Below are 22,493 nucleotides of genomic sequence, written 5' to 3' on the forward strand. Positions count from 1 at the left end.
GCTCATAACGAGCATCCGTCGCGATTCTTCAAGCGTGCGTGGATCTATCGCCAGGGTTCGCCTGGATTGTCCTGTTTGAGTTGACGGTGAAACGCTTTTCAACGGATTTATCCTTTTCCGGCCCCCCAGTAATCTGTGCCCAACTTGAACGCAACAACAATTTCCAACATTGAAAAGGGACGCGCAGATGAACACTCCAACCTACAACCGCCTGAACAAAGACGACGCCGTGGTACTGCTGGTCGACCACCAGACCGGCCTGATCTCCCTGGTCCAGGACTTCTCGCCCAACGAGTTCAAGAACAACGTGCTGGCGCTGGCCGATCTGGCGAAATTCTTCAACTTGCCGACCATCCTCACCACCAGCTTCGAACAAGGCCCGAACGGCCCGCTGGTGCCGGAACTGAAAGAAATGTTCCCCGACGCGCCGTACATTGCCCGCCCGGGTCAGATCAACGCCTGGGACAACGAAGACTTCGTCAAGGCTATCAAGGCCACCGGTCGCAAACAGATCATCATCGCCGGCGTGGTAACCGATGTGTGCGTTGCGTTCCCGACCCTGTCGGCCCTGGCCGAAGGCTTCGACGTGTTCGTCGTCACCGATGCCTCCGGCACCTTCAACACCACCGTGCAACAAGCCGCGTGGAACCGCATGACCCAGGCCGGCGCACAGATGATGAACTGGTTCTCGGTGGCCTGCGAACTGCACCGCGACTGGCGCAACGACATCGAAGGGCTGGGTAACCTGCTGTCGCAACGGATTCCGAACTATCGCAACTTGATGAATGGTTATGCGGCGTTGACGGCTCAGCAGAAGTAAGCCGACACGGTTCAAAGGAAAAGCCTGCTTTGAAAAGCAGGCTTTTTTGTCAGCGGTTGTTGCCGCGCGTCCATAAACCACTAGCGGTCAGTTATGGGAAGGGTGACCTTGGGGTTGCTCGCCCAATCAAAAGCCTGCCTGAACAGTGGGCTTTTGATTCTATTTCGGTTTCAGAAGCACGGGTGAGGCGATTCAAGGCAAGGGTTAATCATCACTCGAGAGGCTTTGCCCGATACGTTTTGTAGAGGCGTTGAACCTCGGGATCATCCAGACTCTCATACGTGATGCCTTCTTTATCCAGGCCATCCAGCCCCTTTATACCGCCAATCATTTCCGGCCATTCCTCACGACTGGAAATGTCGATTACAAACGGCGACAAGTAGCCATCCAGATGGCCTTGAAACGGATCTCGAATCTCGTCGCCGAGTGCCCGCAAATAGTCATCCTTGCTGGTTTTTGCCCAATTGATGGCGAATTTGGTCCGAAAGCACAGCTCCATGTAGACAAGCAGGATCGTACGGCCGTTACCGTCCAGAAAGGGGTGAGCAGAAGCCAGTTGGCCCATTACCTCGCCAGGCCTGGCTCGGAAGCGTTTCTTGTTTGCTGCGAGCTCAAGGGCATATTCGACGGACCTTTTGATAAGGTCGGGACGCTCAAATATCGTGTGATGAGGATCATCCTTCGATCCCTTGAAAACGGCCAGATGTGGGACCAGTTCATTCCTGTCTTTACCCGCCCAAGGGTAAAACCCGGAGAACAGTATTTCGTGTGTTTTGAGGACAGCTTGGTAGTCGATGGGCTTTTTCCTGGCGAGGTAGGCGAGAGCGTCGTCGATACTGGCTTCAAAGGAGAGATGCTCAGATTCCTTTACTTCAATGGGATCTTTGAGTTTGAGCGAGTTTTGAAGATAACCTTCAGTTTCGAAATCGCCGAAGGGATCGAAAGTCATGCGGTGGGCTGCTGTTTACCACGCCTTTTTTCCTGCAGATAGCGTCCTTGCAGGGCCATGATCTCTGTCTTGCTCAACACGCCTTTTCTTTTGAGGTTAACAAGCAATTGCTCGACACCGTCCAGCTCCACCATGTCACCCGCCAGGCGTGTAATGGTCACTGCCATGCAGCTCAGGTTGTCGCGATCGGCGCTGACCTTGTGTTCTTTGGCGAGCAGGCGAACTTCAGTCGCAACGCTGTCAGTGGCTGATCTAGTCATTTGGAAACCCCTTGTTTTCTCTTTCAGAGCATAGCATGGCGTCATTTCTACAGGCTTGTCAGCCAGTGCTTTACCTGCCCACCAGACTCTGATCGACACCGCAATTTCATGACCATCGCAAAATCTGTGGGAGCGGGCAACGCAATGCTACCTGCCAAGCGCCACATTGGTCGGCGCAGTTTCGACATCTGGCTCGCCCCGTAACGTCTCCGGAACTCCCGCCCAAAGCACCGCCACCGCCACGCCCGCAACCCCTGCCAGTGTCAGAAACGCAGCACTGTAACCGGCGCCTTGCACGACGAATCCGGCCAGGCCGTTGCTCAGTGCAGCGCCCAGGCCGAAGACGGTGGTCAGGGCGCCGAGGCTGATGTTGAAGTGGCCGGTGCCTTGGGTGAGGTCTTTGACCATGATCGGGAACAGCGCGCCGAACAGGCCTGCACCAACGCCGTCGAGCATCTGCACGGCCACCAGCCAGTAAGGGTCGTCGGACAAGGTGTAGAGCACGCCGCGCAGCGGCAGAATCAGGAAACCGGCGAGCAGCAATGGCTTGCGCCCCCAGACGTCGGCTTTCGCGCCGACCAGCATGGCCGCCGGAACCATGACCAGTTGTGCCGCGACGATACAGGCGGAGGTCAGTGGCGTGGCCATTTGCAGATTGGTCAGCGACAGTTTTTGACTGACCAGCGGCAGCATCGCGGCGTTGGCCAGGTGGAACAGCGCGCAGCAAATGGCAAATAACAGCAGCGGTCGGTTGGTCAGCAGCACCGACCAGCCAGAAGGTTGGCGCTGGCCGGCCTCGGCGGGGTCGAGGCCGCGTGCGACGTCATGGTCGATGGCGTCTGCCGCAACGAAGTGAATGGCAATCACGCTGGCGAGTGCCATCGCGGCCATCAGGTAGAACACGGCGACAGGGCCGAACAGGTAGGCGAACAGGCCGGCGAGTAATGCCGCGCAGGCATTGCCGGCATGGTTGAACGTTTCGTTGCGCCCGGTTCGCCGGGTGAATGCGCGCGGCCCGGTCATGCCCAGAGTGATGGCGCAAATGGCCGGGGCGAAGACCGAGGCAGCCGCCGCACTCAGGGCCTGGGTCAACGCGACGAGACTGAAGGAACTCACGAACGGCAGCAACAGGCAGCTGCCAGTCACCAGCAGCGCGGCGATAGCGATCAATGCACGTTTGGCGCGGGTGCCGTCGACCAGTGCGCCGGCGGGCGTTTGCGTGATCAGCGCGGCGATCCCGGCAATGGTCATGACCACGCCGATGCTGGCCGGGTCCCAGTGATGCACGGCCAACAGGTAGATCGCCAGGTACGGTCCGAGGCCGTCGCGTACGTCAGCGAGGAAAAAATTGAGGCTGTCGAGTGACAGGTTATTGCGCCGATCCAGTTGATTGCTCACGACAGCCTCATTCCCCAGGGTTCGAAATCAGGTTGCTGACCCGCGCCACCAACGTGTCGACGGCGAACGGTTTGGTCAGAACCTGCATGCCCGGGCCGAGTTGACCATTGCCGAGCACGGCGTTTTCAGCGTAGCCAGTAATGAACAAGGTCTTCAGTTTCGGCCGGATTTCCAGGCCCGCGTCGGCCATTTGCCGGCCGTTCATCCCCCCCGGCAAACCGACATCGGTGATCAGCAGGTCGATGTGCGCACTGGAACGCAACGTCTCCAGTCCCTCGACGCTGTCGGCCGCCACCAGCACGACGTAGCCGAGTTCGCTGAGCACGTCCCGCAGCAGCATGCGCACCGTCGGTTCGTCGTCGACGATGAGGATCGTTTCCCCGGCTTTTGCCAGCGGGGTTGTCATGTTGTGCGTGGCATCGTGATTTTGCTGAGTCTCGCCGCAATAGCGTGGCAGGTAAATGCACATGGTCGTGCCTTGGCCCACTTGCGAGTGCACGCGCACCTGGCCGCCCGATTGTTTGGTAAAGCCGTAGATCATCGACAGCCCCAGACCGGTGCCCTGGCCCAGTGGCTTGGTGGTGAAAAACGGGTCGAAGGCCTTGGCGACGATATCGGCGCTCATGCCGGTGCCGGTGTCCTTCACGCACAGGCACAGGTACTGGCCTTGAGGAATATCGAGGGTACGCGCCGACTCCACTGTCACGGAGCGATTTGAGGTTTCCACGGTGATGCAGCCGCCGTCGGGCATGGCGTCGCGGGCATTGATGCACAGGTTGAGCAGTGCGTTTTCCAGTTGACTGGCGTCGACCAGGGCAGGCCACAGGTCGGCGGCCGCCAGTGTCTTCAGGCGAATACTCGGGCCGACCGTGCGCTGGATCAGTTCGGTCATGCCGACAATCAGCGTGTTGACGTCCGTCGGGCGCGGATCGAGGGTCTGGCGTCGGGAGAATGCCAGGAGTCGATGGGTCAGGGCAGCGGCGCGTTTGGTGGCGCCTTGGGCGGTCACCAGATACTTGTCGACGTCCTTCAGGCGGCCCTGTGCGATGCGCTTTTCCATCAGCTCCAGCGCTGCCGAAATGCCGGCCAGCAGGTTATTGAAGTCATGGGCCAGGCCGCCGGTCAGTTGCCCGACGGCTTCCATTTTTTGCGACTGGCGCAGTTTTTCTTCGGCCTGCATAAGATCGGCGGTGCGTGCCGTCACGCGTTGTTCCAGGGTGTCGTTGAGCGCCCGCAGTGCGGCGTTGGCGCGGTCTCGCTCGGCTTCGACGTTGCGTCGTTCCTCGACGTCGATGAGCACGCCGGGGAAACGCAGCGGGGTGCCGTCCTCGGCGCACTCGACGCGGCCGTTGGCCTCGATCCAGTTGTATTTTCCATCGGCGCCGCGCACCCGGTATTGATGGGAATAGGCGCCGCCGCGGGCAATTGCCTCGTCGATCGCGCTGATGAGCGCGGCCTGGTCGTCGGGGTGAACGGTCATCGCCACTTGTTCCAGGCTGAGGCCATCGCGACCCAAAGCCGGATCAAGGTTGAACACCCGGGCGAAGGCTTCGTCAACGGTGAAGCAATCGGTCGGCAGGTCCCAATGCCAGGTGCCGATAATGGCGCCGGCGGCGAGGGCCAGTTGCACGCGCTCGATGTTTTCCCGGGCCACCGCTTCGCTGACCCGCAAACGCTCTTCGGCATCACGGCGCTGGGTAACGTCGCTGAAAAAGATTGCGATCTGGCGATCAGCCGGGGCGCCGACGCGCACCGCGCGCACGTCGAACCAGCGTTCAAAGGTGTTGGCGTAATTTTCGAAATTCGCCGGTTCGCCGGTTTTGGCGACGTGCCCGTAGGTTTCGAACCAGAAGCTTTCCAGATTGGGCGCGAACTCGGTCACCCATTTGCCGCGCAGATTGACCCCGGCCTGACGCTCGAAGGCCGGGTTGGCTTCGACGAAGAAGTAGTCCACCGGGCGATCGTCAGCGTCGAATTTGACCTTGACGATGGCAAACGCCGCTTCGATGGTTTCCAGAATGGTGCTGAAGCGTTCTTCGCTCAGGCGCAGCGCGGTTTCGGCACTGCGCGAACGGGTCAGGTCGAGCATCGCGCCGATCATGCGTTCGGCCTGGCCGTCGGCATTGCGAATCATGTGGCCGCGATCAAGCACCTCGGCGTAAGAGCCGTCCTGGCAGCGAAAGCGATATTCGGCGCTCCAGGTCGAGCCGCTGCCGTTGATGGCTGAGCGGATCGAGGCCTCGACGCTTTGGCGATCCTGCGGGTGGATCTGCGCGAACCGCCAGTCAGCGGTCGAGTCGATGGCGGCCGGGGCAATTCCATACGCCTGTTGCAGGGCTTCGTTCCAGATGATCTGGTTGGTGCGCAGATCCCAGTCCCATACCGCGTCGCGGGTGGCCTTGACCGCCAGGCGATAACGCTCCTGGGTTTCGAACAGCGAGCGGCCGGCCAGATGCTCACTGGTGCGGTCGCGCAGGATTTTGACGAAGCCGCCATGGCACTGGTTGTCGTCGTAAAGCGGCATCAACTCGCCCGATGCCCAGAACCGCTGCCCGTCCTTGCGCACATGCCAGCGTTCATCGGAGGCGCGTCCTTCCTGCAGGGCGCGCTGCATTTCCAGCTCGACACGGCCGGCTGCGCGGTCCTCGGGGGTGAAAAAGCGCTCGACACTCTGGCCGAGCATTTCTTCGGCGGTCCAGCCCATGACGTTGACGGCCCCGGTGTTCCACTCGGTGATTTTGCCCAACGGGTCGGTGACGACCATCGCGAAGTCGATCGCGCACTCGAAGATCGCCCGCAGGCGCGCCTCACTGCTGGCCAGTGCTGTGCGGCTCGCGGCCAGTTGCGCGGCGATATCGGGCGGGGCTCCGACGCCGGTTGCTCCCGAGCCGGTGTCGAGTGCCTGGCGCAGACGCATGACCTCTGCCTCCAGCGCCTCACGGGTAAGAAGTTTCAAAGTGTCCACTGCTCATGCCTTATTGAGGTCAGGGTCTGGGTTCATTCAACGTTCTGCGAACGAGTACGGATCACCCATTGACACGGCGCCTCATGGTTAAGTTGCACCCGTGAAGTCGCGCGTCGGCTGACTCAGAGCGACTGCCCGTTGTCGAGCCTGTCGAGCAAGGCCTGGCCGCGTTGCCAGAGTGCCTGTTGTTTGGCTGACGGCATGCGATCGAGGTTTTTGTAGAGCATGGCCATGCGCTGATTGCTGCGCAGCCTGTCGCCGTGGCGCATCAGGAAATGCCAGTACAGGGCATTGAACGGACAGGCGTTGTCGGCGGTGCTTTCGCTCACCTTGTACGCGCAATTGGCGCAGTAGTCGGACATCCGCTTGATGTATTGGCCGCTGGCGCAGTAAGGCTTGGAACCGAGGTAGCCGCCATCGGCGTGCATGACCATGCCCAGGGTATTGGGCAATTCGACCCAGTCGAACGCGTCCATGTAGATCGCCAGGTACCACTCGCAGATCTGGCTCGGAACGATGCCGGCCAGCAAGGCAAAATTGCCGGTGACCATCAGCCGCTGAATGTGATGGGCATAGGCATGTTTCAGGCTTTGCCCGATGGCCTGGCGCATGCAGTTCATTTGCGTGTCGCCGGTCCAGTAGAACTCGGGCAATGGCCGGCTGTTGCCGAAGACGTTGCCCGCGGCGTAATCGGGCATTTTCAGCCAGTACACACCGCGCACGTATTCGCGCCAGCCAATCAGTTGGCGGATGAAGCCTTCGGCGGCATTCAGGGCCACGCGGCCTGACCAATAAGCTGCCTCGACGTCGCTGCACACCTGGCGCACATCGAGCAGTCCGATATTCAGCGCGGCGCTGATGCGAGCATGGAACAGAAACGGTTCGTCGCTGGCCATCGCATCCTGATAGTCGCCGAAACCGGCCAGCCCGAAATCGAGAAAATACTCCCACAACGCCTGGGCATCGGCGTGGGTCACCGGGTAGTTGAAGTCTTCCAGAGAACCGTAGTGTCCGGCGAAACGTGCTTTCACCAGTGCGCACACTTGCTCGGTAATGGCGTCCGCCGAGAAGCTCAGGGGGTAGGGCGGCTTGACCTGTTTGGGCAGTGATTTACGGTTGTCCGCGTCGAAGTTCCAGGCTCCGCCGACCGGCGTGCCATCGCCATTGAGCAACAGCCCGCTTTTACGGCGCATCTCGCGGTAGAAATACTCCATGCGCAGCTGTTTTTTTCCGGCCGCCCACGCCGAGAATTCGCCGCGAGTGCAGAGAAAACGCCGGTCGCTGTGCCAATGGATCGGCACGCCACAGTCTTTGAGGGATTGCTCCAGACGCCAGTCGCCGGTTTCGGTCAGGTGCACTTCATCCGCGTTCAGGCGCGCCTGCCAGCGCTGCAATTCGCCCGGCACGCTGCCGCTGTTTTGCGCGTCGTCGAGGGTGACGTACTGCACGCGAAAGCCCTGGTTGGCCAGCGCCTGCGCGAAGTGGCGCATGGCACTGAACACCAGGACAATTTTCTGTGGGTGATGGGGGACGTGGCTGGCTTCCTCCATCACCTCGACCAGCAGAACGGTATCGCGTTCGCGATCGAGCCCCTGCAACGAGGCGAGATCGAACGATAACTGGTCGCCGAGGACCAGGCACAGCCGGTGGATTGCTTTCATTCGAACGGATTCAGCCTGTTGAGCGGCGATAAAGTTGCCAGCAGTCGATAAAACCTCTGCTCAGATAGTTGTACGAAATTATATGTTTGTATAGGTTTTTCTGATTAACCGGGATAAACCGGGTAATCGACGTAACCTTGCGCATCGCCGCCATAGACCGTGGCCGGGTTCAGCGCATTGAGTGGCCAGCCATTGGCGATTCGCGCAGGCAGGTCCGGATTGGCCATGAACGGCCGACCGAAGGCCACCAGGTCAGCGAGGCCGGAATCGAGCAACTGCGCCCCGGACTCGGGGGTGTAGCGCCCGGCGTAAATGATTGCGCCGCTGAACGTTTCGCGCACCGCCCGGCGGAAGGTTTCCGGCATGGCCGGGGCGTTGTCCCAATCGGCTTCTGCAATGGACAAGTAGGCGATGCCGACGTCTTCGAGCACTTTGATAGCTTCGATATAGGTGCGGTGCGGATCGTCCTCGACCATGCCCAGGTAGGTGCGCGCCTCATCGGTGGTGGTGAACAGCGGGGCGAAACGCACGCCGACTTTTTCCTTGCCGATGCATTCGGCGACACCCGCCACCACTTCGCGCAGAAAACGCAGGCGATTGTGCAGCGAGCCGCCGTACTGATCGGTGCGCAGGTTGCTGTGGGCGGAAATGAACTGGTTGACCAGATAACCATTGGCGCAGTGCAGTTCGATGCCGTCGAAACCGGCGTCGATCGCATTGCGCGCCGCCTGGATATACAGCTGAACCAGCGCCTGAACTTCGTCAGTGCTCAGTGCCCGAGGTGCGGAGGGCGGCACCAGTTCGCCACGGCCAGGCGCCGTTTCGATGAACACACTGACCCGGTCGGTGGCCACGGCAGACGCCGACACCGGTGCCGCCCCGTCAGGCTGCAACGCGGTGTGGGAGACACGACCGACGTGCCAGAGCTGGGCGAAGATCACGCCGTCGACGGCATGCACGGCCTCGGTGACTGTGCGCCATCCGGCGATCTGCTCGGCACTGTGGATGCCGGGCGTCCACGCATAACCCTGGCCACGCGGCTCGATTTGCGTACCTTCGGTCACCAGCAAACCGGCACCGGCGCGCTGCTGGTAATACTCGGCCATCAATGCATTGGCGATGTTGCCCGGTTGGCTGCTGCGCTGGCGGGTGAGGGGGGGCAGGACAATGCGGTTTTTCAGAGTGTGCAGGCCCAATTTGGCGGGCGTGAAGTAAGCGTGGTGGTTCATGGGTTACCTTTCAAGGGTTTATTAGACCAGTCAACTATTGGTCGAGCGTAAAAAAAACGCCGTGCATCACGCGCACGGCGTCTGGATCGGTCAGTCATCAGCCGAGCATGTTCAACAGCTTCTCGGCGACGGCAGCGGAGCTGGCAGGGTTCTGACCGGTCACGAGTTGGCCGTCGGCCACCACGTGTACCTGCCAGTCGGCGACCTTGGAATAGTGGCCGCCCAGACGCTGGAATTCGTCTTCGATCAAGAACGGCACGACCTCGGTCAGGCCCACCGCAGCCTCTTCGGAATTAGTGAAACCGGTGACTTCGCGGCCCTGAACCAGCGGCTTGCCATCTGCCTTGACCACGTGACGCAGCACGCCCGGCGCATGGCAGACAAAACCGTGAGGCTTGTTGCTGCGGTCGAAGGCTTCGATCAGGGCGATCGACTGCTTGTCCTCGGCCAGATCCCACAGCGGGCCGTGGCCACCTGGATAGAACACGGCATCGAAATCGTCGGCGCGTACATCGGCCAGACGGCCAGTGTTGGCGAGGGCCTGTTGTGCCGCCGGATCGTTGCGGAAACGGTCGGTTTCGGCGGTCTGGGCGTCGGGTTCATCGCTTTTCGGATCGAGCGGCGGCTGGCCACCGGCCGGAGAAACCAGAGTGACATCGGCGCCGGCGTCCTTGAAGGCGTAGTACGGGGCGGCGAACTCTTCCAGCCAGAAGCCGGTTTTCTTGCCAGTGTTGCCGAGTTGATCGTGCGAAGTCAGAACCATCAAGATTTTCATAGAGCACCCTGGGGTTGATCGGGTGGCGTCGCGACGCAACGGATTTGCGCAGCGGCGGCACCGGGAAATGAGTTGTCGGGGCGCAGCATAGTTTCCAATTAGACCAGTCGTCTAGTAATTTTTTCTACGCAGGCTTTTCAATGACAGGTGTGGCAAACTCCCGTTCCATCGAATTAAACGACTGGTCTATTGTTTGGTACTGCACGCCCCATGAAACCGACCTACGACGACACCCGCCAACATTTGCTCGACACCGGCCACCGAATGATGGCCGAGAAAGGCTTCACCAGTGTCGGCCTCAACGAAATCCTGCAAACCGCCGGCGTGCCGAAAGGCTCGTTCTATCACTACTTCAAATCCAAGGAGTTGTACGGCCAGGCGTTGCTTGAGGATTACTTCGTCGACTATCTCGCCGACATGGAGCGACGCCTGACGCTGCCCGGCCTCAACGCCTACGAGCGGCTGATGGATTACTGGCAGGGCTGGCAGAACCGTTGCACCCTGGAAGGGCATGGCGACGAATGCCTGGTGGTGAAACTCAGTGCCGAGGTCGCCGACTTGTCCGAATCCATGCGCCTCACCTTGCGTGACGGCGCCGAACGCGTGGTCGCGCGCATTGCCCTGTGCATCGAGCAGGGCCAGGCCGACCACTGCCTCCCTGAGGGCGACGCCCGGCATTTGGCCGAGACCCTGTATCAGCTGTGGCTGGGGGCGAGCCTGCTGAACAAATTGCAGCGCACCGGGCAATCGCTGAAGACGTCGATGGCGACCACGCAAACATTGCTCAGCGTTTGACGCTTGCAGGGGCGTGAGCCCTGCCTCGTTACGCGTGAGCGCGAACATGAGGTTGCGCTTGCGCGTCTCTGCAACTGATGCGGCGAGCCACAGAATTCCAGACCTGTGTCTGTCTGTCCCGAGCGTCCGTCAGGTCAGCAGTTCGCTGATCCATCGCGTCTGGCGGTTCAGTTCCTGCACCCTGCCTTCAGGCAATGTTTGCCGGGCCCGGCTGAGTTGGCTCAACGTCTTCTGCTTGTGCCGCAGCTTGTGTCGCCACTTGCTCAGGAACGCCGGGCTGCGTGCCTGCAGGTGCAAGGGGCCGAAGTACAGCTCTTTGGCGCTGTAGCTCACCGCATCGGCACGTTCGGCGACGATGATTTCGTAGTCGAAGCGGTTCTCGCGCAGCACTTCTTCACTGTGGATCCGGTAGCCGTTGTCCATCAACCATTGGCGCAATGGCTGCTCGCCGCCGTTGGGTTGCAGGATCAGCCGTTCCTTGCCGCTCAAATGAGTTTTGCCGCGGTCGAGAATGTCGCGGATGGTTTCGCCACCCATGCCGCACAGGCTGACGGCGGTAATCGCGTCTGCAGGCGTGATCGCCGCCAGACCATTGGCCAGGCGTACGCTGATGCGCTGGTGCAGATCGTTGTCGCGCACGGTGCGTTGCGCTGCCTGGAAAGGTGTCGTGGCGACTTCGCCCGCCACGGCGTACGCGATGGCTCCGCGCCGCAGCAACGCCACCGGCAGATAGCCGTGGTCCGAGCCGATATCGGCCAGGTGCGCACCGGCCGGAATGTGTGCGGCCACGCGCTCAAGGCGCATGGACAATGTCTGTTCGTTCAACGGCAACCCCTGTTTACCACGCGCCTGCTGCTGGCTGGCAGGCAAAGGGGTGCGACTCTGGCGAGCAACGCCGAGGCTGTCAAATCCTGCCGACAGAATTGAAGAGCCCCCGACAGCATGGCCGGGGGCTCACACGTCAGCCCGCCAGGGTGGCGTTGTCGATCACGAAGCGATATTTCACATCGCCCTGGAGCATGCGCTCGTAGGCGTCATTGATCTGATCGGCGCGAATCAGTTCGATGTCGGAGACGATGCCGTGTTCGGCACAGAAATCCAGCATCTCCTGGGTTTCAGGAATGCCGCCGATCATCGAACCGGCGATCGTGCGGCGCTTCATGATCAGGTTGAACACGTTCGGCGACGGGTGTGGCGAGGCAGGCGCGCCGACCAGCGTCAACGCACCATCGCGCTTGAGCAGGACGAGGAAGGCGTCGAGATCGTGCGGCGCGGCGACGGTATTGAGGATGAAGTCGAAGCTCTTGGTGTGGGCAGCCATTTCCTCGGCATTGCGCGACACCACCACCTCATCGGCACCCAGCTGCCTGGCCGCTTCGCGCTTGGATTCGGAGGTGGTGAAGGCAACCACGTGCGCGCCCATTGCATGAGCCAGTTTGATGCCCATGTGGCCGAGGCCGCCAATGCCGACCACCCCCACTTTCTTGCCTGGCCCGACATTCCAGTGACGCAGCGGCGAGTAAGTGGTGATGCCCGCACACAGCAGCGGTGCGACGGCCGCCAGTTGCGCTTGCGGATGTCGAATGCGCAACACGTAGCGCTCGTGCACGACGATGTTCTGTGAGTAGCCGCCGAGCGTCCAGCCTGGCGCGTCCGGCGTCGGGAAGTTATAGGTGCCGATCATGCCGTCGCAGTAGTTTTCCAGACCGCTTTCGCAGTCATCGCAGTGCTTGCAGCTGTCGACGATGCAGCCGACGCCGACCAGATCGCCGACCTTGAAATCCGCGACATGCGCACCGACAGCGGCAACCCGCCCGACGATTTCATGCCCCGGTACACAGGGAAACTGCGTGCCGGCCCACTCGGCGCGCACCTGATGCAGGTCCGAGTGGCAGATGCCGCAGAACGCGATGTCGATCTGCACATCATGGGCTGCAGGCGCGCGGCGGTTGATCTGCATCGGCTCAAGAGGTTTGTCGCCCGCATGGGCGCCGTAGGCTTGTACAAGCATGGGAACATCCTCGATCGGTTGGTCGTATCGGCATTCTTCACGTTCTGGTCGACCGGGCAGTAGTGCATTCCTGTGTAATCCTTGCCTGATCCTGTGCGTGTTTGTGACGTTGCACTGACAGACGATCGCGGTGTTTGCAGGTAACCTGCCGGTTCACTGACTAAAACAAAAAGCAAAGCAGGAGTCACTGATGCAACCAATCCGTCTCGGTCTGGTGGGCTACGGCAAGATTGCCCAGGATCAGCACGTCCCGGCGATCAACGCCAACCCCGGATTCCAGCTGGTGTCTGTCGCCACGCAGGGCCAGCCGTGCCCTGGTGTGGAGAATTTTCATACCTTGAGCGAGTTGCTGGAACACGGCCCGCAGGTCGATGCCATCGCGTTCTGCACCCCGCCCCAAGGGCGCTTCGCGTTGGTGCAACAGGCGCTCGCCGCCGGCAAACATGTGCTGGTGGAAAAGCCGCCCTGCGCCACGTTGGGCGAGGCCCTGGCGCTGGTCGATCAAGCTGCGGCGAAGGGCGTCAGTGCCTTGTTCGCCTGGCATTCGCGCTATGCGCCCGGCATTGAAGCGGCCCGCGACTGGCTGGCCTCGCGCACCCTGCAAAGCGTGCAGATCGACTGGAAGGAAGACGTGCGCAAGTGGCATCCCGGCCAGACGTGGATCTGGCAACCCGGCGGCCTCGGCGTATTCGATCCGGGCATCAATGCCTTGTCGATCGTGACCCACTTGTTGCCGCACCCATTGTTCGTTGAATCTGCCGAGTTGCGCGTGCCGGACAACTGCCAGTCGCCGATTGCCGCGTCGATCAAAATGGCAGACGCACGGCAGCTCGACGTGCGCGCGGAATTCGATTTCGACCACGGTCACGATGAGTTGTGGAGCATCGAGATTCGCTGTGCCGAGGGCGTTCTGCGCCTGGACAACGGTGGTGCACTGTTGAGCATCGACGGCGTGCGCCAGACCGTGTCGGAAGAGGGTGAGTATGCGGCGGTGTATCGGCATTTCCAGCAGTTGATTGCTGATAAGGCCAGTGATGTGGATGTGCAGCCATTGCGGCTGGTGGCGGACAGTTTCTTTGTGGGGAGTCGGGTGGCGGTCGAGGCGTTTTACGACGCCTGAAGTCAGCGCCGTCAATCGAAAGCCTGCCCGAGAGCAGGCTTTCGTGTTTCCGGGCGCTAGAACTTGATTTTCGTTGCCGGTCCCAGGGATCCCCCCTTGCGTTCGAAAAAGTTTACATCGACCCCTTTAAGACTGCTTTCCAGCCTGGCGAAGTTATCGTCGGAGTACACGTCCGAGAGCAAACGAGTGACATAGTTGCCGCCCGGTATCCCGGTAAGCTGGGTGTCGAAGGCGAATTCGGTTTTACTCATGTGCGGGTACGGCCAGAAGAACGACGATGAAACCACGCTGTGGACACTGAAGCTCGGATCGCTGTCCAGGGTCAGCTTGCTGACGAAAGAGCAATGCACGTCGCCGGAAACGAAGATCACCTTGCTGATCTTATTGTTGCGGATGTGTTCGATGATCAAGCGACGCTGTTCGGCAAACGCGCCCCATTTATCGCCGGCATCATTCAACAGATCAGGAAACAACGGGACTGAAGTCACGACGAACTTCACCAATTGACTACCGTTGCCCAGCCAGTCCAGGAGCGCCTTGAGTTGCGTCTCGCTGACCATGGTTGGAGGCGTTGCGGACAAGTCTCGCTCTGTGCGTGAGTCCATGACGAACCACTCCGAGCAGCCGTCGACGAAGCTGTACCAGAAGTGTGAAAGGGTGCCTTCGATCCGGCCCACGCGGTCGGCGCTAAAGAGCGGGCTGTGGCTGCTCTGGTAGATTTGATAGGCGTGGATGGCATGGGGATAGAGCGTCACGCGATCCTGCTTGTCGGCATTGGCTGGCCAGTTATCTTCGATTTCATGGTCGTCCAGAATCATGTACGTCGGCACGCGAGCCATCAATTGCTGGATGTAGGTCTGTGAAAACACCGTGCGATAGCGCTCCAGAAACTGATCGAGGCGGGTATCGGGGGCAACGAAGTTGAGGTCATCGGCGTAGATCTGGTCGCCAATCATCAGCAGCGCGTCGACGGGTTTTTTCTTGTCAATCTGTTCGAGTACAGAGCGAAAGACCTTGTCGCCGCGGTCGTCATACCAGAGACCGCCAAACAGGCGCAGCAGGTAGCGACACGAGCCGACCACATAGCCTCGCGTACCCGTGGTGCTGGTGGTGCTGGTTTTGAATGACATGGTGAAGTCAGCGTCCGGTGTCGGCCACTCCAGCAGGTTTGCGTTGATCTGTTCAATTTTTTCCAGTTCGGCGTCGGCAAAAAACCAGCCCGCCTGATACTCGTAAACGGTCGACGGGGTCAGGCTGGAGATGGCGAACACACCGGTCATGTCGAAGTTCGGCGACAGTTTGTTGAAGAGCGGATCCGACCATTTCTGGCCGCCGAGCTTGCGCCAGCGTACAACGCCGAAAGCGCGCCGCAGACCGTGCGCGTCCCGCTCGAGTTCGCCACGCAGAAACAAACGTGTCTGACTGGGGTCGGTGAATCCGACGATAGGCCCCACGGTGGGCAGGTTGATTTTCATTTTTCACGCTCGCTGATAGTGATTGTCGAGAGTTTCAATCAGGCACAGGAAATCGCGGGGGAACCCCAAAACGTTGGCAGCAGGGCTGAGGGCGATAGGGAACAGTGGTTCCAGCAAAGGCGTCCATGGGTGCTGCGCTCCAGTGAGCTGACTGGCGGGTTTTGCGCACACACTCTCATCCTTGCAACGCTGTGAAGAGCGTTATTCCGGACTGCTGACGACCACGGAGAATGGGGAGAGGTACGGTTTAAGCTAGCCCGGATTCCTGCCGTTGCCAGTGGCAAGGGCAGAAAATTTCATCGCTGGCCGGTACCTCTCGCTGATTCAGAAACGCGCAAGCCTGTAGGGCGAGAGGGCGGGTAAATCATTCACCTGATTCAGCGCTGTCGATAACGCCATCTCGACGACCATCTCCGCCGTCACCGCCGCCTGCGTCAGCCCCAAATGCTGATGCCCGAACGCAAGCAACACTTTGCCATCGCAGACCTGGTCAATTACCGGCAGCGAATCCGGCAGCGACGGTCGAAAGCCCATCCACGGCGTGGCGGCTTCAGCGCTCAGATCCTTGCGAAACAAGCCCTGACTCAAGCGATGCAACTGCCACGCACGGGCCATGCTCGCCGGGCGTTCCAGGCCGGCGAACTCGACGGTGCCGGCCAGCCGCAAGCCTTCGGATATCGGCGTCATGATGAACTTGCGTTCCAGCGAGGTGACCGCGAAGGGCAGTCGATTGTGCTCCGTCGGCAGCATCAGGTGGTAGCCGCGTTCGGTGTCCAGTGGCACTGTCCTGCCTGTCAACGCGGCGGTGAGTTTCGCCGAGTGTGCACCGCAGGCAATCAATACGCGGCGCGCGCTCAGGCTACCCGATGCGGTGGCCAGCGATACACCGTGTTCCAGCACAGCGCCGCCCTGTACCTGTTGTTTGACGAAACTCACGCCGCAGGCTTTCGCTGCTTCGACCAGTTCGCCCACCACCCGATACGGATCGATAAAGTGGCCGGTGCGCGGGAAGAATAAACCGCCCTGAATCTGTTCGCTAAGCTGCGGCGCCGCGTCCTGAATCGCGCCGGCGTGCCAGAAATCCACCGGCACTTGCTGCTGACGCAGGCGCGCCTGAAGCGCTTCGATGGCCTGGCGTGATTCACCTCGTTCGAATACCAGCAAGGAACCGTCGACTTTCAGCAGGTCGGGGCGCTCGATCTCCGTGAGCAAGCGTTGCCAGGCATCGAGGCTGGACTCATTGAGCGCACGCAATCCAGCGACGGTTCGCCGAAACGGCTCCGGGCGCAGATTCAGCAGCAGTCGCGTGAACCACGGCAGCGCACGCGGCAGGTATTTCCAGTCCAGCCGCAGCGGCCCCATCGGGTCCATCAACATGGCCGGCAAGCGTTTGAGGATCGACACATCGGCAATCGGAAACACCTGCTCGGTGGCCAGATGCCCGGCATTGCCGAACGAGGCACCGTGACCGGGTTCCTGTTGGTCGATGACCACCACGCGCTGGCCCTGGCGCGCCAGACGCAGGGCGCAGGTGACGCCGATGATGCCGGCGCCGACCACGGCGATGTCATGGGAGACGTTATTCGGCATGGATTGGCGCTTCCCTTTGGCCATCGAACAGCCGACGCAGATGCAGCGGATTGGCCTGTTTCAATGCGCTCGGCAACAGGCTGTCGGGGAAGTCCTGGTAACACACCGGACGCAGGAAACGCAGGATTGCCGCGGTGCCCACCGAGGTTGTGCGCGCGTCGGAGGTGGCCGGAAACGGGCCGCCATGCACCATCGCATCGCAGACTTCCACGCCGGTCGGCCAGCCGTTGACCAGCAGGCGGCCGGCCTTGCGTTCCAGGGTCGGCAGCAGTGAACGGGCGAGTTCAAGGTCGTCGTCATCCAGCTGCAGGGTCGTTGTCAATTGGCCTTCCAGATGTTCGATCACTCGGCGAATTTCAGCGTCACTGGCGCACTGCACAATCAACGACGCCGCGCCGAACACTTCCGCTTGCAGAGTGTGATCGGTGAGGAAATCGGCAGCATCGGTGACAAATACATGGGCCTGACACCCGTTCGGGCCACCGGCGATCTGACCGCTGGCGGCGATCCGGGCGCGACTGTTTTGCGCCAGTGCATTCACGCCAGCCTTGTACGCACTGCAGATGTCCGGTGTGAGCATGGTCTGTGCCGGGCTGTGCTGAAGGCGCTCGGCAACGCGGCCAACGAAGGCATCCAGCGCCGGCCCCTGGCGCGCAATCACCAGCCCGGGGTTGGTGCAGAACTGTCCGGCACCCAGGGTCAGCGAGGCGACAAAGCCTTCGGCCAAGGCCTGCGTGCGCTGGTGCAAGGCCGCCGGAAACAGCAGCACCGGGTTGATCGAACTCATTTCCGCATACACCGGAATCGGCTCGGGCCGTGCCTGCGCAGCCTGAATCAAGGCCAGACCGCCGCTGCGCGAACCGGTGAAGCCGACCGCTTTGATTCGTCGATCACTGACCAGCGCAATGCCCAATTCGCGACCGGAGCCGTATACCAACGAAAACACGCCTTCGGGCAGATCACACGCTTTAACCGCCCGAGCCACGGCGCGGCCAACCAGTTCGCTGGTGCCGGGATGCGCGCCGTGCGCCTTGACAATTACCGGGCAACCGGCCGCCAGCGCCGACGCCGTGTCCCCGCCGGCTACCGAGAATGCCAGCGGGAAGTTGCTCGCGCCGAACACCGCCACCGGTCCCAACGGGATCTGGCGCTGGCGCAGGTCCGAACGCGGCAACGGTTGACGCTGCGGCTGAGCCGGATCGACCCGCACATCGAGCCATTCACCGGCACGTACGGTGCGGGCGAACATCCGCAACTGCTGACAGGTGCGAGCGCGTTCGCCCAGCAACCGTGCACGCGGCAGACCGGTTTCGCTGCTGGCGCGGTCGATCAGTTCATCGCCCAGGCCTTCGATTTCCTCGGCGATGCGCTCAAGAAATTCGCCACGGGCACTCAGGGTCGTCTCGCGATAACGGTCCAGTGCGGCCCAGGCCAGTGCGCAAGCCTGTTCGACATGCTCGGCTGAACCGCCGAAATATGCCGGTTCCAGCGCGGTATCGGTGGCCGGGTCGAGGCCGCGAATGGCGTCGCGATTGCCCGCGACGGTGTGTTGCCCGATCAACATGTGGCCCGTCAGAGTCATGGTGTCTTCCTGATGAATAAGGTGAGGCCTGCCGTGAGGCGCAAGGCGTCACGGCAGGCGAGGGCGCCAGGTCAGGCGAAATGCTGCTCGGCCGACCAGTTCTCGTACCAGTGGCGGAACAGCGAATACTGGTTTTCCGCGTAACGCCGCTGGGCGTCGCTCAACGTGTCGGTCTCGTTGAAGTGCAGGGTGTATTCCTTGTCACCGTTGAGCACCATCAGGTGTTTGTAATACAGCACCAGATCGCAGCCCTCATCGAACGAGGACAGCACCGCCAGCGCCGATTCCAGCTCGCGTGCCTGGCGCCGCGCCTTGGCGTCACCCTTGGCCGCTTGCTTGCTCAGGGCGACCAGTTGCAGCACTTCACGGGGCAAGGCGTTGCCGATACCGGTGATCGCGCCCGTGGCGTTGCAGTTGACGAAACCGTGCACCACCTGGGTATCGACACCGACCATCAGGGTTACGTCGTCATCCTTGGAGGTGATGTTTTCGGCGGCATACCGCAGGTCGGCGCCGCCGCCGAACTCTTTGAAGCCGATCAGGTTCGGGTACTCGCGGCGCAGTTCGAAGAACAGCTCGGCGCGGGTGGCGAAGCCGTAGTAAGGGCTGTTGTAGATCACCGCCGGCAGGTTTGGCGCAGCTTGCAGGATTGCCGCGAAGTGGGCTTTTTGCGCCGCGGCCGAAGCACCACGGGACAGCACCCGCGGAATCACCATCAAGCCTTGTGCGCCGACGTTCGCCGCGTGGGCGGCGTGGGACACCGCTTCGCGAGTGTTCACCGCACCGGTGCCGACGATGGTCGGAATTCCTGCCGCGACCAGGCGTGCCACGCCCTCCTGACGCTCGGCTTCGGTGAGCAGCGGCCAGTCGCCCATCGAACCGCAATAGACCACGGCGCTCATGCCGATATCGATCAGCTCGCGACCTTTGGCCACCAGCTTGTCGAAGTCCGGTTTGCGCTGGGCGGTGCACGGGGTCATCAGGGCCGGCATGCAACCGGTGAAGATGTTGTCACTCATTGTTTTAACTCCTTGGCACATCATTCAAAGGGAGGTGAATAGTCAACGCGGCGGCTCAGATGCCCCACGCGAACGGGTCTTGTTCGTCGATCAGCAGGGTGCTGTCAGCGGTTATAAAAGCGCGGCCGGTGATGAACGGGCGGATGCGTTCGCCTTCCCATTCGAAGCGGCCTTCGAACTGGCTGCCGGTGATGCTGGCCTGCACCCAGCGTGCGCCGGGTTGCAGCTTGTCGTCGGCGGCCAGGCAGGCGAGTTTGGCGCTGGTGCCGGTGCCGCAGGGCGAGCGGTCGTAGGCCTTGCCCGGGCACATGACAAAGTTGCGGCTGTCGGCGTGGGCATCGTCAGCGAACAGTTCGATGTGGTCGATGACCGCACCGTCTTCGCCGTGAATGCCTTGTTCTTCGAGGGCTTTGAGCATCGCCCAGGTGTAGGCGGTGAGGTGCTCGACGTTGTCCATGCTCAGGGTCTGGCCATGCTCGGAGACGAGGAAGAACCAATTGCCGCCATAGGCAATATCACCGCACACGCGGCCGAAACCGGGCACGTCCACCGATACCTGTTTGCGGTAGCGGTAGGCGGGCACGTTGCCCAGGGTCACGTTGCCGTCGTCATGCAACGTGGCGCTGACCGGGCCGACCGGTGTGTCGATCTTGTGCACGCCAGGCTTGATGTGCCCCAGAAACTGCAACGAGTTGATCAGGCCGATGGTGCCGTGGCCGCACATGCCGAGGTAACCGGCGTTGTTGAAGAAAATCACTCCGCACGTGGCGTCCGCCGACACCGGCTCGCAATACAGTGCGCCGACCAGCACGTCGTTGCCGCGGGGTTCGAGCAGGCAGGCGCGGCGCCAGGCATCGTGCTGAGTGCGCAGAGCCTCGCGTTTCTCCACCATGGTGTCGCCGGACAGGGCGGGGAAACCGTGCATCACCAGACGCGTGGGCTCACCGCCGGTGTGGGAATCAATGACGTGTATGCGTTTCATGAAGGTGTCCCGTTGAGTGATTTCAGTAGGCGCCGGCAGGGCGCGCATGCACGGTGGAAGCGGTGTCGGCGACTTCACTTTCCTCGTCGTCCGCTTCAAGGCGCAGCAAGTGGGCCGGTACGCCGGTGGCGGCGCCCCAGTAGTAAATGCCGGTGGCGCAAACGGCGACGACGAGGGTGTCGAAAGGGTGGGCGAGGATGCCCAGGCCGCCGAAGGTGCCGAGTTTCGACAGCACGATGGTCACCGCGTAGAAGGCGATCAGCCACGCCGACGAGCGCACCTGACGGCTCAGGCTCAGGTGCGCGGTTGGCACGAAACGAGCGCACAGCAAGTAGACGACGAACATCAGAATCTGCAGGCCGAGCAGCCACGACACGGTGTTCCAGCCGGACCAGTAGACGATCAGCGCGGCGATGATGAACGACACCGGCCCGAGCACGCCCATGCACTTGACCCGGAAGGGACGCGGCATGTCCGGCGCGCTGCGGCGTAACGCGGCGACCGACACCGGGGCCACGGCGTAGCTCAACACCAGGGCAGCGGAAACCACGTTGATCAGCGCTTCCCACGACGGGAACGGCAGGGTCCAGAACACCGACAGGGCGAAGGTCAGCCACAGCGCCGGACGCGGGATGCCGGACTTCTCGTCGATGTGGGTGAAGACCTTGAAGAAGGTGCCGGTCTGCGCCCAGCCGTAGATCACGCGCGGGGTAGCGTTCATATAAATGTTGCCGCAACCGCTCGGCGAGATCACCGCGTCGGCCACCACCAGATACGCCAGCCAGCCCACACCCAGTGCCAGGGCGATGTCGCGGTATGGCAGGGCGAATGCCTTGTTGATGCCGGCCCAGCCGTCGGCGAGCATTTCCGTTGGAATGCCGCCGAGGAACGCGGTTTGCAGCAATACGTAAATGGCGGTCGACAACAGCACCGAGAGGATCAGTGCAATCGGAATGGTGCGTTGGGGATTCTTCACTTCGCTGGCCACCGAGATGATCGGTGTCAGGCCCAGGTAAGCAAAGATCACCCCGCCTGCCGACACCGCCATCTCGATGCCCGACAGGCCGAACGGCGCGAAACCCTGAATCTGAAAGTTTTCCGGTTTGAAGAAGGTGAACAGCACCCCGATCACCAGCAGCGGCACGATGAATTTGAACACGCTGACCAGGTTGTTGGCCTTGGCGAAGGTCTTCACGCTGCGGTAGTTGAGCAGGAAAAACACGCAGAGCAGGGCGAACTGCACCAGCCAACCGAGGATCGTCGGATCGCCGCTGCCCGCTTTGGTCAGGCCGGGAAACCACGCCGCGGCGTATTGGCGCGAGGCAACCACTTCAATCGCCACCAGACTGGAAAACGCGATCAGGGTGATGAAACCCATCAGGTAACCGAGCAGTGGCCCGTGGGAGTAAACCGGGTAGCGCACCACACCGCCGGCTCGGGGTAATGCCGCGCCCAGTTCGCAGTAAACGATACCCAGCAACAACACGGCGAACCCGCCCAGCAGCCAGGAAAAAATCCCCGCCGGGCCGGCAATGGCCGACACATGACTGGCCGCGAACAACCAGCCGGAACCGAAGATCGCACCGAGCCCGATAAATGTGAGGTCGATCAATGAAAGCTGTTTTTTGAACTTGCCTTGGCCTGACATGGCATCGCCTTCTTGTGAGTTATTGGATAGGCAGTTGTGTCACTGGGACGGCCAGACTTTGAACTGATCGACCTTGCGGCGATTGATGTTTTGCACCGGGTTGGATGACGAAATCGGCACAGTCGCGCAGAGCAACGCTGCTGCTCGACAGGCTTTCGGCGATGCTGCAATCTGCGTGCGAACGCCTTGGGCGAGCACTGGCCTGAAGCACCAA

General features: G+C 61.3%; 18 protein-coding genes. 3 read left to right on the forward strand and 15 right to left on the reverse strand.

Translation table 11 applies throughout. From position 1 onward, the window contains the following. The first annotated feature begins 187 nt into the window (after positions 1 to 187). Positions 188 to 820: an isochorismate family cysteine hydrolase YcaC gene (gene ycaC / locus PseuLF5_RS01180; protein WP_123462852.1), complete on the forward strand. Its 633-nt coding sequence runs from the start codon at positions 188 to 190 to the stop codon at positions 818 to 820. Positions 821 to 1,031: 211 nt separating this feature from the next. On the opposite strand, the gene PseuLF5_RS01185 is transcribed toward ycaC, so the two are convergent. The 7 genes from PseuLF5_RS01185 to PseuLF5_RS01215 all read right to left on the reverse strand — a co-directional run bounded on the left by PseuLF5_RS01185 (position 1,032) and on the right by PseuLF5_RS01215 (position 10,057). Then, positions 1,032 to 1,769 (reverse strand): Fic family protein, encoded by a 738-nt coding sequence (locus PseuLF5_RS01185; RefSeq protein ID WP_340132724.1) that lies wholly within the window; start codon positions 1,767 to 1,769, stop codon positions 1,032 to 1,034. Continuing rightward, positions 1,766 to 2,029, reverse strand: coding sequence for a hypothetical protein (locus PseuLF5_RS01190; protein WP_123462970.1), 264 nt, complete (start codon positions 2,027 to 2,029; stop codon positions 1,766 to 1,768). Before PseuLF5_RS01190 ends, PseuLF5_RS01185 begins: the two co-directional genes overlap by 4 nt. A 147-nt stretch (positions 2,030 to 2,176) precedes the next feature. Next, positions 2,177 to 3,427, reverse strand: coding sequence for an MFS transporter (locus tag PseuLF5_RS01195; RefSeq protein WP_340132725.1), 1,251 nt, complete (start codon positions 3,425 to 3,427; stop codon positions 2,177 to 2,179). Positions 3,428 to 3,434: 7 nt separating this feature from the next. Then, positions 3,435 to 6,344 carry a PAS domain-containing hybrid sensor histidine kinase/response regulator gene (locus PseuLF5_RS01200; protein ID WP_340133257.1) on the reverse strand — a complete coding sequence of 970 codons (2,910 nt, stop codon included), beginning with the start codon at positions 6,342 to 6,344 and terminating at the stop codon, positions 3,435 to 3,437. A gap of 170 nt (positions 6,345 to 6,514) precedes the next feature. Further along, complete coding sequence (locus PseuLF5_RS01205; RefSeq protein WP_340132726.1) at positions 6,515 to 8,053, reverse strand: cryptochrome/photolyase family protein; 1,539 nt, start codon at positions 8,051 to 8,053, stop codon at positions 6,515 to 6,517. A 104-nt stretch (positions 8,054 to 8,157) separates the two neighbouring features. Beyond that, positions 8,158 to 9,282, reverse strand: a complete 1,125-nt coding sequence (locus PseuLF5_RS01210; protein WP_340132727.1) for an alkene reductase — start codon at positions 9,280 to 9,282, stop codon at positions 8,158 to 8,160. A 97-nt stretch (positions 9,283 to 9,379) separates the two neighbouring features. Continuing rightward, positions 9,380 to 10,057 (reverse strand): type 1 glutamine amidotransferase domain-containing protein, encoded by a 678-nt coding sequence (locus PseuLF5_RS01215; RefSeq protein WP_186748148.1) that lies wholly within the window; start codon positions 10,055 to 10,057, stop codon positions 9,380 to 9,382. Between the two features lie 210 nt (positions 10,058 to 10,267). Between PseuLF5_RS01215 and PseuLF5_RS01220 the strand changes: the two genes are divergently transcribed. Next, the gene (locus tag PseuLF5_RS01220) at positions 10,268 to 10,852 is read left to right on the forward strand and encodes a TetR/AcrR family transcriptional regulator (RefSeq protein WP_123462865.1); all 585 of its coding nucleotides are present in this window, start codon (positions 10,268 to 10,270) and stop codon (positions 10,850 to 10,852) included. 129 nt (positions 10,853 to 10,981) lie between these two features. Here the strand turns inward: PseuLF5_RS01220 and PseuLF5_RS01225 are convergent, their stop codons facing one another. Beyond that, positions 10,982 to 11,677: a tRNA (adenine(22)-N(1))-methyltransferase gene (locus PseuLF5_RS01225; protein WP_340132728.1), complete on the reverse strand. Its 696-nt coding sequence runs from the start codon at positions 11,675 to 11,677 to the stop codon at positions 10,982 to 10,984. 136 nt (positions 11,678 to 11,813) lie between these two features. Further along, positions 11,814 to 12,863, reverse strand: a complete 1,050-nt coding sequence (locus PseuLF5_RS01230; RefSeq protein ID WP_123462867.1) for an NAD(P)-dependent alcohol dehydrogenase — start codon at positions 12,861 to 12,863, stop codon at positions 11,814 to 11,816. A 190-nt stretch (positions 12,864 to 13,053) separates the two neighbouring features. Here PseuLF5_RS01230 and PseuLF5_RS01235 point away from each other — a divergent pair, with 190 nt between their 5' ends. Further along, the gene (locus PseuLF5_RS01235) at positions 13,054 to 13,983 is read left to right on the forward strand and encodes a Gfo/Idh/MocA family protein (RefSeq protein ID WP_123462869.1); all 930 of its coding nucleotides are present in this window, start codon (positions 13,054 to 13,056) and stop codon (positions 13,981 to 13,983) included. A gap of 56 nt (positions 13,984 to 14,039) precedes the next feature. On the opposite strand, the gene PseuLF5_RS01240 is transcribed toward PseuLF5_RS01235, so the two are convergent. The 6 genes from PseuLF5_RS01240 to PseuLF5_RS01265 form a co-directional block, all read right to left on the reverse strand. After that, positions 14,040 to 15,458: an alkaline phosphatase D family protein gene (locus tag PseuLF5_RS01240; protein WP_340132729.1), complete on the reverse strand. Its 1,419-nt coding sequence runs from the start codon at positions 15,456 to 15,458 to the stop codon at positions 14,040 to 14,042. 324 nt (positions 15,459 to 15,782) lie between these two features. Continuing rightward, entirely contained in the window at positions 15,783 to 17,048 is a 1,266-nt protein-coding gene (locus PseuLF5_RS01245) for an NAD(P)/FAD-dependent oxidoreductase (RefSeq protein ID WP_340132730.1), read from the reverse strand. After that, positions 17,038 to 18,630, reverse strand: a complete 1,593-nt coding sequence (locus PseuLF5_RS01250) for an aldehyde dehydrogenase (NADP(+)) (protein ID WP_340132731.1) — start codon at positions 18,628 to 18,630, stop codon at positions 17,038 to 17,040. Before PseuLF5_RS01250 ends, PseuLF5_RS01245 begins: the two co-directional genes overlap by 11 nt. A 71-nt stretch (positions 18,631 to 18,701) precedes the next feature. Further along, positions 18,702 to 19,649: a dihydrodipicolinate synthase family protein gene (locus tag PseuLF5_RS01255; protein WP_123462877.1), complete on the reverse strand. Its 948-nt coding sequence runs from the start codon at positions 19,647 to 19,649 to the stop codon at positions 18,702 to 18,704. A gap of 55 nt (positions 19,650 to 19,704) precedes the next feature. Next, positions 19,705 to 20,631, reverse strand: coding sequence for a 4-hydroxyproline epimerase (locus PseuLF5_RS01260; protein ID WP_336346457.1), 927 nt, complete (start codon positions 20,629 to 20,631; stop codon positions 19,705 to 19,707). 22 nt (positions 20,632 to 20,653) lie between these two features. Then, positions 20,654 to 22,279, reverse strand: coding sequence for an APC family permease (locus PseuLF5_RS01265; RefSeq protein ID WP_340132732.1), 1,626 nt, complete (start codon positions 22,277 to 22,279; stop codon positions 20,654 to 20,656). Positions 22,280 to 22,493 lie beyond the last annotated feature (214 nt).

The sequence above is a fragment of the Pseudomonas sp. LF-5 genome, from assembly GCF_037626295.1.
Classification (GTDB): Bacteria; Pseudomonadota; Gammaproteobacteria; order Pseudomonadales; family Pseudomonadaceae; genus Aquipseudomonas; species Aquipseudomonas monsensis.

Excerpts from the sequence above, each read along its gene's own strand:
- PseuLF5_RS01190 (WP_123462970.1), bottom strand. The coding sequence starts at position 2,029 with ATGACTAGATCAGCCACTGACAGCGTTGCGACTGAAGTTCGCCTGCTC.
- PseuLF5_RS01210 (WP_340132727.1), bottom strand. The coding sequence starts at position 9,282 with ATGAACCACCACGCTTACTTCACGCCCGCCAAATTGGGCCTGCACACT.
- PseuLF5_RS01205 (WP_340132726.1), bottom strand. The coding sequence starts at position 8,053 with ATGAAAGCAATCCACCGGCTGTGCCTGGTCCTCGGCGACCAGTTATCG.
- PseuLF5_RS01230 (WP_123462867.1), bottom strand. The coding sequence starts at position 12,863 with ATGCTTGTACAAGCCTACGGCGCCCATGCGGGCGACAAACCTCTTGAG.
- PseuLF5_RS01250 (WP_340132731.1), bottom strand. The coding sequence starts at position 18,630 with ATGACTCTGACGGGCCACATGTTGATCGGGCAACACACCGTCGCGGGC.
- PseuLF5_RS01215 (WP_186748148.1), bottom strand. The coding sequence starts at position 10,057 with ATGAAAATCTTGATGGTTCTGACTTCGCACGATCAACTCGGCAACACT.
- PseuLF5_RS01185 (WP_340132724.1), bottom strand. The coding sequence starts at position 1,769 with ATGACTTTCGATCCCTTCGGCGATTTCGAAACTGAAGGTTATCTTCAA.
- PseuLF5_RS01220 (WP_123462865.1), top strand. The coding sequence starts at position 10,268 with ATGAAACCGACCTACGACGACACCCGCCAACATTTGCTCGACACCGGC.
- PseuLF5_RS01235 (WP_123462869.1), top strand. The coding sequence starts at position 13,054 with ATGCAACCAATCCGTCTCGGTCTGGTGGGCTACGGCAAGATTGCCCAG.
- PseuLF5_RS01240 (WP_340132729.1), bottom strand. The coding sequence starts at position 15,458 with ATGAAAATCAACCTGCCCACCGTGGGGCCTATCGTCGGATTCACCGAC.
- PseuLF5_RS01260 (WP_336346457.1), bottom strand. The coding sequence starts at position 20,631 with ATGAAACGCATACACGTCATTGATTCCCACACCGGCGGTGAGCCCACG.
- PseuLF5_RS01200 (WP_340133257.1), bottom strand. The coding sequence starts at position 6,344 with ATGCGTCTGCGCCAGGCACTCGACACCGGCTCGGGAGCAACCGGCGTC.
- PseuLF5_RS01255 (WP_123462877.1), bottom strand. The coding sequence starts at position 19,649 with ATGAGTGACAACATCTTCACCGGTTGCATGCCGGCCCTGATGACCCCG.
- PseuLF5_RS01245 (WP_340132730.1), bottom strand. The coding sequence starts at position 17,048 with ATGCCGAATAACGTCTCCCATGACATCGCCGTGGTCGGCGCCGGCATC.
- PseuLF5_RS01265 (WP_340132732.1), bottom strand. The coding sequence starts at position 22,279 with ATGTCAGGCCAAGGCAAGTTCAAAAAACAGCTTTCATTGATCGACCTC.
- ycaC (WP_123462852.1), top strand. The coding sequence starts at position 188 with ATGAACACTCCAACCTACAACCGCCTGAACAAAGACGACGCCGTGGTA.